Below are 14,132 nucleotides of genomic sequence, written 5' to 3'. Positions count from 1 at the left end.
GTCATTCGGGCACCCCCGACGACAACGGTGACCCTTCGCGGGAACGGTGCCATTGCCCGAATGAGCAAGCACCCCACCCCGGCCCCGACCCACGACGAAACCGCACGCGCAACCGCCGCGACTAACCGCCCAGCGAAGCCGAGTACGCGGCCAGTGCGTACAGCGTGATCGCGCTGATCGCCGCCACGCCAAGGATCCATGCGACGACCCGGCGACCCCGGCCCCGTCCTCGCCCCCGCCGTGCCTTCGGCGCCTTCGGCGGGCGTGGTTCGCGGGCCGGGCGGGTGGACGTCGGTGGCTCCGCTGCCGAGGTGAGGTCGGCGAGGAGGCGGCGGCAGGCCGCGGCCATTTCGGCGGTGCCGGCGGCCAGCGGGACGACCGTCTCGGTGCGCGCCGGGGCCGTGGTGCCGCCGTCGAGGATGAGGCCCGCCCGGATCCGGACATCCCCCCGCGTGCCCGCGACACCGAGGCTGATCCACCGCTGGACGTGCTCCCCGCGAATGACCATCCCCCCGTCGCGTTCGCGGTAGACCGTGTGGTGCTGCCAGAGAACTTTCGCCAGATCCTTGGCAGCCGGATACAACTGCGCGCTCAAGGTCCCCCCTATGACGCGTACCGCATATGCGCTGTGACGTTGTGTGATGTACATGCCGAGCATGGAAACGCCGCACTTTAGCAGCGTGTTCGGCCGGATCCGAGTCACCGGACAACCCACGCACAACGCCGTCGGCGGGTGGGTGCACGTGCAGTGAGGAGCTGGCCAGAATTTGGCCCGGCGGGGCAACCTGATCGGGGGTCCAACAGGTTGCCCCAGTGTGAGAGACCGAAGAGAACGGCGGGACGGCGATGCGTGGGGGGCGGGGCGAGGAGGAGAGCGACTTCGAGGCGTTCGTCGACGCCCGGGGTCCCCGCCTGCTCCGGATGGCCTGGCTGCTGACCGGCGACGCCCATCTCGCCGAGGATCTGCTGCAGACGGTCCTGGCCCGCGTATGGCCCAAGTGGCGGAAGGTCGCGGACGATCACCCCGAGGCCTATGTCCGCAAAGCGCTGGTGCATACCCATGCGTCCTGGTGGCGGCGGCGCTGGCGCGGCGAGGTGCCGCACGGCGAACTCCCGGACCGGGCGGCCGCCTTGGACGCGTACGAGGGAGTGGAGCTGGAGCAGTCGCTTGCCGCGGCCGTACGGGCGCTGCCGGTGCGGCAGCGGGCGGTGGTCGTGCTGCGTTACTTCGAGGACCTCAGCGTCGAGGAGACGGCCGCGACGCTGGGCTGTGCGACCGGCACCGTCAAGAGCCAGGCCTCCAAGGCGCTGCGCACGCTACGGGCCGTGCTGCCCGAGCAGGTGGGGGCGGGTGATGACCGTGGATGACGAGCGTGAGCTGCGGGACCTGCTGGAACGGGCCGTCCCCCGGCTGCCCGCCCCCGACTCCCGGATGCGCCGGGTGCGCGAGCGGGTGGTGCGGCGGCGACGCCGGCGGACGGCCGCGGTGGCGGGCGCCTGTGTCGCGGCCGCCGCGGTGCTGGCCGGCACGCTGCTGCCCGGATCCGGCACGGAGCCCGGACCCGCACTCGTACCGCCTGCGGGCTCGGCCTCGCGGGACCTGCTGCGGCACTCCGAACTCGCCGGGCTCACGCTGGAGTTGCCCCCGGGCTGGCATGGCCTGACGGTTCTCGAGGACCCCGGCGCCAAGATGCGGGCGGTGGCGTACGCGGCGCCGCAGCCGCTCGGAAGCGGCCGGGACGCCTGCGCCCGGGACGGGGCCGAGGTGTGCCCGCCCCTGGACCAACTGCCCAAGCAGGACGGCGCGTTGCTGATCCTCGCCCTGGACAGTACGCCGACGCTGGCCGGCAAGGCGCAGTCGCCGCCACGCCTCGACCGTATGGCGGTCGGCGAGCTGTGCCGCGGACTCGCCGCATCGCATGAGTTCTACGGGCTGATCAAGGTACCCGGACGGGCCGACGCCGTCGTCGGCGCGACGCTGTGCGCGAGCGGCGGGCCCGATACGGCGGGGCGGTACGCGGAGGTGGTGCGGCGGATGCTCGCGGATGCCCGGTTCGCCAAGTACGCGTCGCCGCCGCCGACTTCGGCAAGCTCCGCGCCCGTCGAGTACTGACCCCTTCTCGTTCTCCTGCTTGCCGAAAGGCCGTCATGTCTGCCCGTACCTCCCGCCTGCTCGCCGCCGGAACCTCCCTGCTCGCCACCGGCCTTCTGCTGTCGGCCTGCGGCGGGCCCGCCGCCGAGGACACCTCGCACAAGAAGTCCGATGTACGAGCGCAGAGCGGCCAGTCCGGTCGCTCCGCGCCCAGACCGCAGAACGAACCCGCCCCGGAGCCCCGCGAGATACCCGGCCTCGGCCCCAAGACCCTTGCGCAGGTACCCGGTTCGGCCCGCCAGGCGATCGTCGTCACCGGCGACGGCCGCGACGAGGGCACCGGCTCGGCCCAGCGGTATCAAAGGGAGGGGGACGGCTGGGTGCCGGTCGGTGAGGCCTGGCCCGCCCACAACGCCGTCAAGGGCTGGACCGACCGCCATGTCCAGGGCGATCTCCGCTCTCCCATCGGCGTGTTCGGACTCACCGACGCGGGCGGCCACGAGCGCGACCCCGGCACGGAACTCCCGTACGACACGGGCCCGGCCTTCGTCGCCCGCGGCACCAATGTGGAGGGTGAGCCGCTGGGCGACGCCTTCGACTACGTCGTCGCGATCAACTACAACCGCAAGCCCGGTACGACCCCGCTCGACTGGACCCGTCCGCTCGGCATGGGCCGCGGCGGCGGCATCTGGTTCCACGTGGACCACGGAGCGCCCACCCAGGGCTGCGTGACCCTGCCGAAGCCACGGATGCGGGAACTGCTGACCTGGCTGGACGAGCAGAGCAAGCCGGTGGTGGTGATGGGGGACGCGGGGGCGCTGGCACGGTAGGGGGTAATCGGGGCCGATCCGTGGGAGACGCGTACCGGAACGCAGTAGCATCCGGCCGGGGGTGGGTTCGATGAACGTGGTCCTTGCGCTCGCGGCCTTCAGCCGGGAGGCGTTCCAGTTGTCCTCGATACGGGACGCGGGCCTCTTCGCGCTGGACTTCTCCGAGCAGGAGCTGGGCCAACGGGCCATGCCCGTCTGGCTGTTCGACGCCGAGCCGGTCCGGATTCCGCCCCCGCGGCGCGAGTCCCCCGAGACGTGGGCGGACCGCTGGCTCACTCACGACCCGCCTGATGGTGGCTCTCCGGAGCAGGACCGCCGGCGCGGCAGTCTCGCCTTGGTGAGCGGGGAGCTGTTCCAGGACCGTCGCCAACTCGCCCCGCTGCAGCGCGCGGTGGTCGACGTCTGCACGGCGTCGGGCGCCCGCCCCACGGTGGCCCTGGTGTTCCTCACCGGCAGACCGCTGGACGACGCGCAGGCCTTGCGGGTCATGGCGGAGGCCGCCGCGTATCCGGTCTTCTGGGTGTTCCTCACCGCGTCCCGGAGTGACGAGAGGGATGGTCCCGGTGAGGCCCGGCAGGGCTCCGGTACCTTCGACTTCCTCGACCGGGTGCCCGAAGCCTCCACCAACTTCGCCGTGATCCGTACGTCCGGCTGGTCCTCCTGGGCCAGGCTCCGCCGCTCCGCCGCCGTGCGCCGGGCGGTCAGCCGCTGGCTGCGCAGCCTCCCGCCCACGGTGGTCGAGCCACCCGAAGAGGAGCCGACGGAACCGGCCGACGCCCCAGCGAACCCCACCGGCAGCCGCTGACGTCACGACCGGATTGCGGTGCCGCAGCGCCCTTCAGACCGTTCGGCGTCGGGGCTTAAGATCTCGCTGATGCCCGAGTGGCCTGTGTTACCAGGCTGTTGTGAGGGGTGTCGTACCGGGTTCGGGGAGGATCCGGGTGGCCTCCGGGGGTCCGGGGCGAAGACATCAGGGGTGGGACAAGCATGCGTATACACAGACATGGGTGGAGACCTGCGGCAGGGATCGCGGCCGCCGTGGTCACCGGAGCACTGGGGCTTGCGCTGCTGCCCGGTACGGCGGTGGCGGCGCGGATGGCGACGCCGGGGGACTTCAACGGGGACGGGTACCGGGATCTGGTGCTGAGCGCGCCTTGGACGACCGTGTCCGGTCATAGGGGCGCCGGGGCCGTCGTGGTTCTCTACGGTTCGGCGAGCGGGGTGTCGCCCACGAAGCGGGTGGTCATCACGCAGAACTCCGCCGGGGTACCGGGCGCGAGTGAGAAGGGTGACGGTTTCGGCACCAGCACCGCTGTGGCCGACCTGAACCTGGACGGCTATGCCGACCTCGTGGTCGGGACGCCCCGCGAGGACCTGGCGAGCGGCACGGACGTGGGCATGGTCAGCGTCCTGTGGGGCAGCAGGAGCGGCCTGGGCGCCGGTACCAATCTCAACCCACCGCAGTCTCTGCCGTCGGGCGTGTACTTCGGGCTCTCCGTAGCTGCGGTGAAGGGCAGTTCAGGGGCCACCACCAAGGTCATGGCGGCCTCATGGTCAGGCGTCGCCGAGTACACAGGCCCCTTCAGCCGCACGGGAACGGTCGGCAGCACGTACGGGAACACGGCATCCGCATCGGCCGGGGCCGTGGCCCTCGGCGACGTCGACAGAAGCGGTGATGCGGACCGCTTCATCTTCACCGTCCGGGTCGGCGACACGGGCGCCCAGGTGCACGTGAACTCGGACGACAGCATGTGGCCGCGGCCGGTGCTCTCCCAGGGCGACGGCGTGACCGGCACGGTAGGTGATGTGAACGGTGACGGCTATGGCGACCTGGTGGTCGGCGACCCCGACGAACCGGGTGCATCGGGTCCCGAGGACGAGGGCGCAGTAGGCGGTCGTGTCTCCGTCTGGTTCGGGTCCGCCACGGGGATCGCGCTCGACGCCAAGCCCCAGCACATCAGCCAGGACACCGTCGGCGTGCCAGGCGCGGGTGAGAAATACGACGAGTTCGGTGCCACGGTGGCCGTGGCCGACCTCAACCGCGACGGTGCGGCCGAGATCATCGTCGGCGCTCCGAAGGAGACTCTGGGAGAGGACGGCTCGGCCGGCAACGTCGTGGTCATCCCCGGCCGCAAGACGGGCTTGCTCGGCACGGGTGCCTATGCGGTGAACCAGGAAACCGCCTCCGTCGCCGGAGGTTCCGAGGATGAAGACCAGTTCGGGACCACGGTCGAGGCAGGGGACCTGAACAAGGACGGCCGGCCCGAACTCATGGTCACCGGCGTCGGCGAGAACAACTACCAGGGCGCGGTCTGGGTCCTCTCCGGTGGTGCGACAGGCCCCACGGGTACGGGCAGCAAGATGATGCTCCCGTCGGCGCTCGGGATCTCGCAGTCCGACGCCGTAGCGCTGGGCGGTACGGGCGAGGCGTTCATCGGCTGACCCTCCCCGCACGCCGAAGGGCCCCGGATCCATACGGTTCCGGGGCCCTCCTGCACGTACAGGCAGAGGGAGTTACGCGCCCTCGCCCCCGAACCGCTCCTTGTACGCCGCCAGATCCTCGTCCTGGATCTTGGCGAAGAGGACCGGCGGGACCGTGAACGGGGTGCCCGCGGGGACCGAGTTCAGGGTGCGGGCCTCGTCGGCCGAGACCCACGTGGCGTTGTCATCGGTCAGCGAGAACGCCGCGCGCATCGCCGCCGAGGACGCCGGGATGAAGGGCTCCGAGACCACCGCGTACAGGTGGATCAGGTTCATCGCCGTACGCAGCGTCAGGGCCGCGCCCTCGGGGTCGGTCTTGATCTCCAGCCAGGGGGCCTTCTCCTCCAGATAGGAGTTGCCCGCCGACCACAGGGCGCGCAGCGCGGCCGCGGCCTTGCGGAACTGGAGGGCCTCCATCTGGGTCTCGTACTCGGCGAGCAGCGCGGCGATCTCCTCGCCCAGCTTCGCCTCCGCCTCGCCGGCCTCCGCGCCTGCGGGGACCTCCTCGCCGAAGCGCTTCTTCGAGAAGGACAGGACGCGGTTGACGAAGTTGCCGAGGGTGTCGGCCAGGTCCTTGTTCACCGTGGCGGTGAAGTGCTCCCAGGTGAAGGAGGAGTCGTCCGACTCGGGCGCGTTCGCGATGAGGAAGTAGCGCCAGTAGTCGGCCGGCAGGATGTCGAGCGCCTGGTCGGTGAAGACGCCGCGCTTCTGCGAGGTGGAGAACTTGCCGCCGTAGTACGTCAGCCAGTTGAAGGCCTTGACGTAGTCGACCATCTTCCAGGGCTCGCGCACGCCGAGCTCGGTGGCCGGGAACATCACCGTGTGGAACGGGACGTTGTCCTTCGCCATGAACTCCGTGTAGCGGACGTCGGCGGCGCCGTCGGGCTCGTACCACCAGGACTTCCAGTCGCGGACCTCGCCGTCGGGGGCGGCGTCCGCCCATTCCTTCGTCGCGCCGATGTACTCGATCGGGGCGTCGAACCAGACGTAGAAGACCTTGCCCTCGGCGGCCAGCTCCGGCCAGGTGTCGGCCGGTACGGGGACGCCCCAGTCCAGGTCGCGGGTGATGGCGCGGTCGTGCAGGCCCTCGGTCAGCCACTTGCGGGCGATCGAGGAGGCGAGCTGCGGCCACTCGGCCTCGTGGCGGGCCACCCACTGCTCGACCTCGCCCTGCAGCTTCGACTGGAGGAGGAACAGGTGCTTGGTCTCGCGTACTTCGAGCTCCGTGGAGCCGGAGATGGCCGAGCGCGGGTTGATCAGGTCGGTGGGGTCCAGGACGCGGGTGCAGTTCTCGCACTGGTCGCCGCGGGCCTTGTCGTAACCGCAGTGCGGGCAGGTGCCCTCGACATAGCGGTCCGGCAGGAAGCGGCCGTCGGCAGGCGAGTACACCTGGCGGATGGCGCGCTCCTCGATGAAGCCGTTCTCCTTGAGCTTGCGCGCGAAGTGCTGCGTGAGCTCGGCGTTCTGCGGCGAGGAGCTGCGGCCGAAGTAGTCGAAGGCGAGCGCGAAGCCGTCGTACACGGCCTTCTGCGCGTCATGCGCCTGCGCACAGAACTCCGCGACCGGCAGGCCCTGCTCCTTGGCGGCCAGCTCGGCGGGGGTGCCGTGCTCGTCCGTGGCGCAGATGTACAGGACCTCGTGGCCGCGCTGGCGGAGGTAGCGGGCGTACACGTCCGCCGGGAGCATGGACCCCACCATGTTGCCCAGGTGCTTGATCCCGTTGATGTAGGGAAGGGCGCTGGTGATGAGGTGTCGAGCCATTGCGGGCTGCTCCCGGGTCGCTACGTGCGGTGACGAGGCCCTGTCGGTATGACAGTCGCGTCTCGTCGCCTGGAATCCACAAATCGTAGCCGACGGGCAGGGGCCGCCCGCCCGGGGTTTTTCCCGGTCGGACGGCCCCTCGGGGTCGGTGCTGCCTACGGTCGCCAGGCGCCGAGCAGGCCCGCGTACAGCTCAGCGTCCGTGAGCTCGTTGGGGACCGGGCCCGCGTGGAAGAAGGCCATGTTTCCGGGGTTCTCCACTTCGAGCTTGCGGAGGTAGTCGAAGGCCTTGGACTCCGTCTCGCCGAAGGCCACGAACTGCCAGAAGATGCTGTGCTCGGCGGCGTCCTTGAGGGCCTGCGTGGCGGCGGTCCTGGACTCCGGCGCCCCGTCCGTCTGGAAGATCACCAGCGCCGGGCGGTCCGGGTGGTCGGCCTTCTCGTGCAGGGCGACGATCTCGGCGATGGCACGGTCGTAGTTCGTACGTCCCATACGGCCGAGGCCCGCGTGCAGCTCGTCGATCCGGCCCTCGTGCTCGTCGAGGGTGAGGGTGCCGGTGCCGTCGAGCTCGGTGGAGAAGAAGACGACGTTGACGGTGGCGGTCTCGTCGGTGTGCGCGGCGAGGGCGAGCACCTGCTCGGCGAGGTTCTGCGCGCTGCCGTCCTTGAAGTACGGGCGCATCGATCCGGAGCGGTCGAGGACGAGGTAGACGTCGGCCCGTACGCCCGTCAGCTCCTGCTTCTTCAGGGCGGCGCCGGCCGCCTTGTACGCGGCGACGAGGCCGGGGGCGCGGGACTTGACCCGCGCGAGGGTGTGGGCGGGCTTGCCGACCACGGTCAGCTCGAGGGCGGGCTCGGGCTCGGCGACCGGCTCGGGCTGCGTTTCCGCTACGAGGACGGGCTCCTCCTCGCGTACGGGCTCGGGGTCGGCTTCGACGACGGGCTCGGCTTCCGCGACCGGCTCCGGCTCCGGGTCCGCCGGGGCGGCTGCCGTCTCCGCGGAGGTCGCGGGGGACGGGACCCGCTCGCCGAGGGACGGGTTGTCGAACGCGGCCGAGACCAGCTCGTCCACCGTGGACGGCGAGGGCTCCTCGGCGGGAGCCGGCACCGCGGCGGCGGCCGGAGCGGGCTCGGCGGCCGGAGCGGTCTCCTGAGCGGGAGCCGGCACCGGAGCGGACGAGGACGCCGCGGGCGCCGTCTCCGTGGCGGGCGACGGAATCGTCGGCTCGGCGTCGGTCACGGTGACCGGCTCCGCCGTCCGCGCCGCAGGCACCGCACGCCCCCGGCCGAACACGTTCCGCAGGCGATCCAGAATGCCCATGTGCGCAACCCTTCAACGTGAGTTGTTCCCGGTTGTCCGGGTAATCCGTCACCCCTGGCCAGGGCGGACACGTAAGGTTAGCGGCCGCTCCACGTGATCTTGGGCAGCCCCTCACGAAGCTCACCCTCCCGACCCGCGCCCCAGCTCAACACCCCTCCATGCAACCGGGGTTCACCCGGCGTTCATGTCACGGCCGCCGCATTGCTGGCATCCGCACCTAACGTCACGCCGGGACAAGCTTTCCGACACTCTGTCGGTGATCCAGCGCGGAGGGGAAACGTGCGCAAACTGCTGCCGCTCATCACGAAGGACGGTTCGCACCCGGGTGGACGGTCGGCCATGACGTGCCGCTTCCGCTGTGGTGACGCCTGCTTCCACGAGGTTCCGAACACCAGCGACAACGAATATGTCGGCGATGTCATAGCCGGTGCCCTGTCGAGAAGGTCGATGATCCGCGCCGCCGCGGTCGTCACGGTCGCCGGCGCGGCCGGCGCCGCGGTCGTCGGCCAGGCCCCGCGGGCCACGGCCGCCGGCGCGGAGGCGAACACGGCCGGCCGGGGCCACGGCCGCGACAAGGCCGCCAAGGGCCTGCGCTTCACGCCGGTGGCGCCCAACTCCGCCGACCAGGTCACGATCCCCGAGGGCTACGCCCAGAACATCGTCATCAAGTGGGGCGACCCCATCCTGCGCGGCGCCCCCGACTTCGACCCGGAGCACCAGAGCGCCAAGGCCCAGGCCGGGCAGTTCGGCTACAACAACGACTACCTGGCCCTGCTGCCGTACGGCCGCGGCCGCCAGATCCTCGTCGCGAACCACGAGTACACCGACGAGATCCTGATGTTCCGCGACTACGACGCCGCGAACCCGACCCGCGAGCAGGTGGAGATCGCCTGGGCCGCGCACGGCCTCGGGGTCGTCGTGGTCGAGGAGGACCGCAGGACCGGCAAGCTCACGTACGTTCCGCGGCATCACCTCAACCGCCGGATCACCGCCACCACGGAGTTCCGTGTGCAGGGCCCGGCGGCCGGCAGCGATCTGCTCAAGACCTCGGCGGACCCGACGGGCACCAAGGTGCTCGGCACGCTCAACAACTGCGCGGGCGGCCAGACCCCCTGGGGCACGACGCTGCACGGCGAGGAGAACTTCAACCAGTACTTCGCCAACTCCTCGCGCGCGACCGACAAGCGCTACGGCATCGGCACGGGCCCGACCGAGCGCAAGTGGGAGCGTTTCGACAAGCGCTTCGACGTCGCCCAGGAGCCCAACGAGGTGCACCGTTTCGGCTACATCGTCGAACTCGACCCGTACGACCCGGACTCGACCCCGGTCAAGCACACCGCGATCGGCCGCTTCAAGCACGAGGGCGCGACCGTGCGGCTCACGCGCGACGGCCGTCCCGTGGTCTACAGCGGGGACGACGAGCGGTTCGACTACTTCTACAAGTTCGTCTCCTCGAAGCGGATGCGGCGCGGCAGCTCCCGCTCCGACCGCGCGTACAACATGACGCTGCTCGACGAGGGCACGCTCTACGTCGCGAAGCTCACCGGCGACTCCCCGGCGATCGAGATCGACGGCACCGGGAAGCTGCCCTCGGACGGTGAGTTCGACGGCAGCGGAGAGTGGATTCCGCTGGCCACGGCCACCGCGAAGGGTGCCGTCAGCCATGTCGAGGGCATGAGCGCCGAAGAGGTCTTCGTCTTCACGCGCCTGGCCGGCGACAAGGTCGGCGCCACCAAGATGGACCGTCCCGAGGACGTCGAGCCCTCGCCGCGTACCGGCAAGGTCTACATCGCGCTCACCAACAACACCGACCGCGGCAAGGCCGGCAAGGCGGGCGCGGACGAGGCCAACCCGCGCAACCTCAACAAGCACGGCCAGGTCCTCGAGCTCACCGAGCGCTGGAACGACCCGACGCAGACGAAGTTCGCCTGGTCACTGTTCCTGGTGGCGGGCGACCCGAACGATCCGGCGACGTACTTCGCGGGCTTCCCCAAGGACAAGGTCTCCCCGATCTCTTGCCCGGACAACGTGGCCTTCGACGACCACGGCAACCTGTGGATCTCCACCGACGGTGCCCAACTCGGCTCGCACGACGGCCTGTTCGGCGTCGCGACGGCCGGGGAGCGGCGCGGTGAGCTCAAGCAGTTCCTGACCGTCCCGAAGGGCGCGGAGACCTGCGGTCCGCTGGTCCAGGACCGCCGGGTGCTCGTCGCGGTCCAGCACCCGGGCGAGCTCGACGGCGCCACGGTCGACAATCCGCTCTCCGCCTGGCCCGACGGACAGGGCAAGCACGTCCGGCCGTCGGTCGTGGCCGTGTGGCGCAAGGACGGCGGCGACATCGGGGTCTGAGTCCCCTTCGTACGCGGCCCGCTTGGGACATGGGACATACGGGAACGGGGCACCCCTCCTGCCAGGGGGCGCCCCGTTCTCAGCCTTTACGGGGAGCGTCAGCGCTCCTGTTGTTCGGGAGCGCCGGCTCTCCTGTCGTACGGGAGTGTCAGCTCTCCTGGTCGCCGCGGCGGCGCAGCATCGCGAAGCCCAGACCCGCGGCACCGGCCGCCGCCATGCCGCCACCGGCGGCGAGCAGCGCGGTGTCGTCACCGGACGAGACGCCCTCGGCACCGGCCTTGACGCCGCCCTTGGGTATGGCGTTGTTCTGCTTCCGGTTCTGGTCCTTCTTGTCGCCGCCGTTGGACTTGCCCTCGGTCCAGCCCTTCATGGTGCCGTCGGGGTTGAGGACGAAGTGGGCGCCGTTGTGCTGGCCGTACGCGGCCTTGTCGCCGGACTGCTTGAGGGTGTCCCAGACGATCTTCTTGTCGGAGTCCGTGGCCTTGGCGATCATGTCGGCCTCGTAACCCGCCTTGGTCTTGTAGACCTTGGCGTCGAAGCCGGAGCCGCCGAGGTTCTTGTACTCGCGCACGAAGGTGCGGGTATCCGGCTTCGGCTTGGGGTTCTCACCCTTCTTGTACGAGATCGAGCCGTCCGAGGTCAGCGTGATGACACCGGTGCCGGTCTTGTACGTGGCGGGCTTGCCGTCGGTGGCGCTCAGCGCGCGGACCACACCGCCGTTGCCCTGGTAGATGTCGGCCTTGGCCATGCGCGCGGAGGCGTTCACCGAGACGATCGCGGAGTAGCCGTCACCGAGCTGCTGCTTGGGCTTGGCCACCCAGCCGCCCGGCTTGGGGGTCTCGTCCCCGCCGTTCTTCTTGGCCGAGACCTGGCCGGCCGGGGTCAGGCTGATGGTGTATCCGTCGATGACCTGGGACGCGGTGCTGCCGGAAGCGTCAAGCGTGCCGACCTGCGCGCCGCCCTTGGAGATCGTGGCCGCGGCGGAGTTGGCGGAGGCCTTGACGCGTACGTCGGCCGAGAAGCCGCCCGCCAGCTGCTTCTTGCCGAGGGACTTCCACTCGTCACCGCCCGGCTTGGGCGTCTCCGGCTTGGTCTCGTCGGTGGGCTTGGTCTCGTCCGTGGGCTTCGACTCGTCGCCCGGCTTGGTCTCGTTGCCGGGCTTCGTCTCGTTCCCCGGCTTCGTCTCGTTCCCCGGCAGGACCTGCTCCTGGCCGGTGCCCGGAGCGGTCGGCGAGTCGGCGAAGGCGGCCGTCGTCGGAACGGCGAGGGCGGCGATGACGCCGGTGGCGATGGCGGCGGTGCGGACGGTACGGCGGGTGGCGCGCATGATGGTGACTTTCTCGTAGCTGTGGTGTCCCGGTCTGTGCCCCTTTGCGGTGGCGACGGATATGAAGCTACGGAGGTCATGTTTGGGTCATGCGTAAGCAATGTAACGGTTTGCGGCATTCCGCAGCACACCTCTGTAAAGGGCCACTGACCTGCACTGATGTGGAATCAGTGCGCGGGAAGCCGTAGAACGGTGCGAGCGCCCCCGCTCTCCGTGGCACCGAACTCGACCTCGATCCCGAGCACCCCGGCCTGCCCCATCACGATCGTCAGACCGAGACCGTGCCCCCTGCCCCGCCCGGGATCGCCGGTACGGAACCGCTGCGGCCCCTGTTCCACCAACTCCCGTGGATAGCCGTCCCCTTGGTCCCGCACCTCGATCACCGGGCCGTCCACGGTGAGGGTGACCGGCGGCCGGCCGTGCTTATGGGAGTTGACGATCAGATTGCTCAGGATGCGGTCGAGGCGGCGCCGGTCGGTCCGCACCGTCACATCCCGTACGACCTCGGTCTCCGCCTCCAGACCGGTGCCGCGGACCGCGTGCTCGACCAGGGCACTGAGCTGGTACTCGGAGAGGTCGGCCGTTTCCGCACCGGCGTCCAGGCGCGAGATCTCCAGGAGGTCCTCGGTCAGCCCGCGCAGGGCGCCGAGGCGGTCGTTGATCATCTCCTTGGGGCGGCCCTCGGGCAGCAGCCCGGCCGCCGCCACCATGCCCGTCAGCGGAGTGCGCAGCTCATGGGCCACATCGGCCGTGAAGCGCTTCTCCGATTCCAGCCGGCGCTGCAGCGACTCGGCCATGCTGTCCAGGGCGGCCGCCACATCCCGCACCTCGTCATGGCCCTTGCCGCTCCCCGCGCTCATCCCCACCCGCGCGTCCAGGTCGCCGTCCGTGATCCGCCGCGCGACCGCGGCCGTGGCGCTGAGGCGGCGGCTGATCCGGGCGGCGAGGAAGAGCCCGGCGAGCGTGACGGTGCCGGCGGCGAGCAGCGCCGAGCCGAGGATCGCGGTGTCGATGGTGTCGAGCCGTGAACGGGTCGCCCCGAACGGCTGCCACACCGCCAGCGCCTTCCCGTCCGCGGGCGCGGCGCTCCACATCACCGGTTCGCCCGCGCGCTCGCCCACCATCGTGCCGCGCCGGCCGTCGGCCGCCAGCTCGCGCAGGCGCGTCGGGAGGCCGGGCGGGTCGATGCCGGCGTGTTCGGGCATGGTCGTGCCGTACTCGTACGCGCTGAGTGCGTAGTCCAGTTCGTCGCGGACCTCCTTGCGGACCTCGCCGACGACCTGGCGGGTGACCACGTTGTGCACGAGGACGCCGAGCACCGCCGCGACGGTGCAGCTCACCGCGGTGATCGTGAGGGCGATCCGCCAGCGGAGCCCCATCAGCGGCCGCCCTTTGTGTGGTTACCGGTCATGCGGATACCGGTCATGTGCCCTCCGTCGGGCACGGCTTGCCCTGGCGCTCGGGCGCCCGGCAGGTGTCCAGGCTCAGCTGCTGGAGGAACATCCCGCGGCGGTCCGGATCCCAGACGTAGTCCGATACGGAGACATAGGTGGGGTTGGTGGTGGGCTCGCGGACCGCCAGATGCCCGGCCGCGACCTCCACGCCCTCCAGGACCGCGCGCCGCGAGAGCACCCGTTTCACCTGCTGGTCCTCGACGGTGTAGACCCGCAGCTCACTCATCCGGCCGTCGATGTCCACCGCCGTGATCAGCTCGTTCTTCCCGTCGCCGGTGAGGTCGTGCAGGACCGGGGCCCGTACGGGACAGGCGGCGCCGGAGCAGTCGGCCATCTTCTTGGCGGCGGCCGGGTGGACGAGCCGCGCGCTCCCGCGGTCCTTGCGGGCGTCCTCGGCGACATCGGCCTTGACCACGTCCAGGGGTACGGCCTTGCCCATGTCCCCGGAGGGGATCTTGGGCACCCCCGGCACGAGGGTCGGCTGGCCCGCGCTCTGGCCCGGCGTGGGCGGGCTGGGGT

12 protein-coding genes are annotated in these 14,132 nt (G+C 70.7%); 6 read left to right on the top strand and 6 right to left on the bottom strand.

Features of this window, described 5'->3' with window-relative positions; genetic code table 11:
* Positions 1 to 121 precede the first annotated feature (121 nt).
* Entirely contained in the window at positions 122 to 595 is a 474-nt protein-coding gene (locus tag G6045_RS33100; protein ID WP_235968476.1) for a hypothetical protein, read from the bottom strand.
* A 251-nt stretch (positions 596 to 846) separates the two neighbouring features.
* Between G6045_RS33100 and G6045_RS33095 the strand changes: the two genes are divergently transcribed.
* The 5 genes from G6045_RS33095 to G6045_RS33075 all read left to right on the top strand — a co-directional run bounded on the left by G6045_RS33095 (position 847) and on the right by G6045_RS33075 (position 5,364).
* Positions 847 to 1,368 (top strand): SigE family RNA polymerase sigma factor, encoded by a 522-nt coding sequence (locus G6045_RS33095; protein ID WP_165335874.1) that lies wholly within the window; start codon positions 847 to 849, stop codon positions 1,366 to 1,368.
* Positions 1,355 to 2,113 (top strand): hypothetical protein, encoded by a 759-nt coding sequence (locus G6045_RS33090; RefSeq protein ID WP_165335873.1) that lies wholly within the window; start codon positions 1,355 to 1,357, stop codon positions 2,111 to 2,113. The genes G6045_RS33095 and G6045_RS33090 overlap by 14 nt, the downstream gene beginning before the upstream one ends.
* A gap of 35 nt (positions 2,114 to 2,148) precedes the next feature.
* Complete coding sequence (locus G6045_RS33085; RefSeq protein WP_165335872.1) at positions 2,149 to 2,922, top strand: L,D-transpeptidase family protein; 774 nt, start codon at positions 2,149 to 2,151, stop codon at positions 2,920 to 2,922.
* Positions 2,923 to 2,992: 70 nt separating this feature from the next.
* The gene (locus tag G6045_RS33080) at positions 2,993 to 3,727 is read left to right on the top strand and encodes a VWA domain-containing protein (RefSeq protein ID WP_165335871.1); all 735 of its coding nucleotides are present in this window, start codon (positions 2,993 to 2,995) and stop codon (positions 3,725 to 3,727) included.
* Between the two features lie 233 nt (positions 3,728 to 3,960).
* Entirely contained in the window at positions 3,961 to 5,364 is a 1,404-nt protein-coding gene (locus G6045_RS33075) for a VCBS repeat-containing protein (protein WP_328707988.1), read from the top strand.
* Positions 5,365 to 5,436: 72 nt separating this feature from the next.
* Here G6045_RS33075 and metG read toward each other — a convergent pair whose 3' ends face one another.
* Entirely contained in the window at positions 5,437 to 7,164 is a 1,728-nt protein-coding gene (metG, locus tag G6045_RS33070) for a methionine--tRNA ligase (protein WP_165335869.1), read from the bottom strand.
* A gap of 155 nt (positions 7,165 to 7,319) precedes the next feature.
* Entirely contained in the window at positions 7,320 to 8,483 is a 1,164-nt protein-coding gene (locus G6045_RS33065; RefSeq protein ID WP_165335868.1) for a VWA domain-containing protein, read from the bottom strand.
* A gap of 279 nt (positions 8,484 to 8,762) precedes the next feature.
* On the opposite strand from G6045_RS33065, the gene G6045_RS33060 reads away from it, so the two are divergent.
* Positions 8,763 to 10,832: a PhoX family protein gene (locus G6045_RS33060; RefSeq protein WP_165335867.1), complete on the top strand. Its 2,070-nt coding sequence runs from the start codon at positions 8,763 to 8,765 to the stop codon at positions 10,830 to 10,832.
* Positions 10,833 to 10,980: 148 nt separating this feature from the next.
* On the opposite strand, the gene G6045_RS40990 is transcribed toward G6045_RS33060, so the two are convergent.
* The 3 genes from G6045_RS40990 to G6045_RS33045 all read right to left on the bottom strand — a co-directional run.
* Positions 10,981 to 12,159, bottom strand: coding sequence for a hypothetical protein (locus G6045_RS40990; protein WP_206344513.1), 1,179 nt, complete (start codon positions 12,157 to 12,159; stop codon positions 10,981 to 10,983).
* Between the two features lie 167 nt (positions 12,160 to 12,326).
* Positions 12,327 to 13,538 carry a sensor histidine kinase gene (locus tag G6045_RS33050; RefSeq protein WP_165335866.1) on the bottom strand — a complete coding sequence of 404 codons (1,212 nt, stop codon included), beginning with the start codon at positions 13,536 to 13,538 and terminating at the stop codon, positions 12,327 to 12,329.
* Positions 13,539 to 13,581: 43 nt separating this feature from the next.
* Positions 13,582 to 14,132: hypothetical protein (locus tag G6045_RS33045; protein WP_165335865.1), on the bottom strand; the 551-nt coding region annotated here is incomplete at its 5' end.

This window comes from Streptomyces mesophilus, from assembly GCF_011044995.1.
Classification (GTDB): Bacteria; Actinomycetota; Actinomycetes; order Streptomycetales; family Streptomycetaceae; genus Streptomyces; species Streptomyces mesophilus.
The sequence above is the reverse complement of the archived record's forward strand: the minus strand, read 5'-3'. Positions and strand labels throughout refer to the sequence as shown.

Excerpts from the sequence above, each read along its gene's own strand:
- G6045_RS33095 (WP_165335874.1), top strand. The coding sequence starts at position 847 with ATGCGTGGGGGGCGGGGCGAGGAGGAGAGCGACTTCGAGGCGTTCGTC.
- G6045_RS33090 (WP_165335873.1), top strand. The coding sequence starts at position 1,355 with ATGACCGTGGATGACGAGCGTGAGCTGCGGGACCTGCTGGAACGGGCC.
- G6045_RS33085 (WP_165335872.1), top strand. The coding sequence starts at position 2,149 with ATGTCTGCCCGTACCTCCCGCCTGCTCGCCGCCGGAACCTCCCTGCTC.
- G6045_RS33080 (WP_165335871.1), top strand. The coding sequence starts at position 2,993 with ATGAACGTGGTCCTTGCGCTCGCGGCCTTCAGCCGGGAGGCGTTCCAG.
- metG (WP_165335869.1), bottom strand. The coding sequence starts at position 7,164 with ATGGCTCGACACCTCATCACCAGCGCCCTTCCCTACATCAACGGGATC.
- G6045_RS33065 (WP_165335868.1), bottom strand. The coding sequence starts at position 8,483 with ATGGGCATTCTGGATCGCCTGCGGAACGTGTTCGGCCGGGGGCGTGCG.
- G6045_RS40990 (WP_206344513.1), bottom strand. The coding sequence starts at position 12,159 with ATGCGCGCCACCCGCCGTACCGTCCGCACCGCCGCCATCGCCACCGGC.
- G6045_RS33050 (WP_165335866.1), bottom strand. The coding sequence starts at position 13,538 with ATGGGGCTCCGCTGGCGGATCGCCCTCACGATCACCGCGGTGAGCTGC.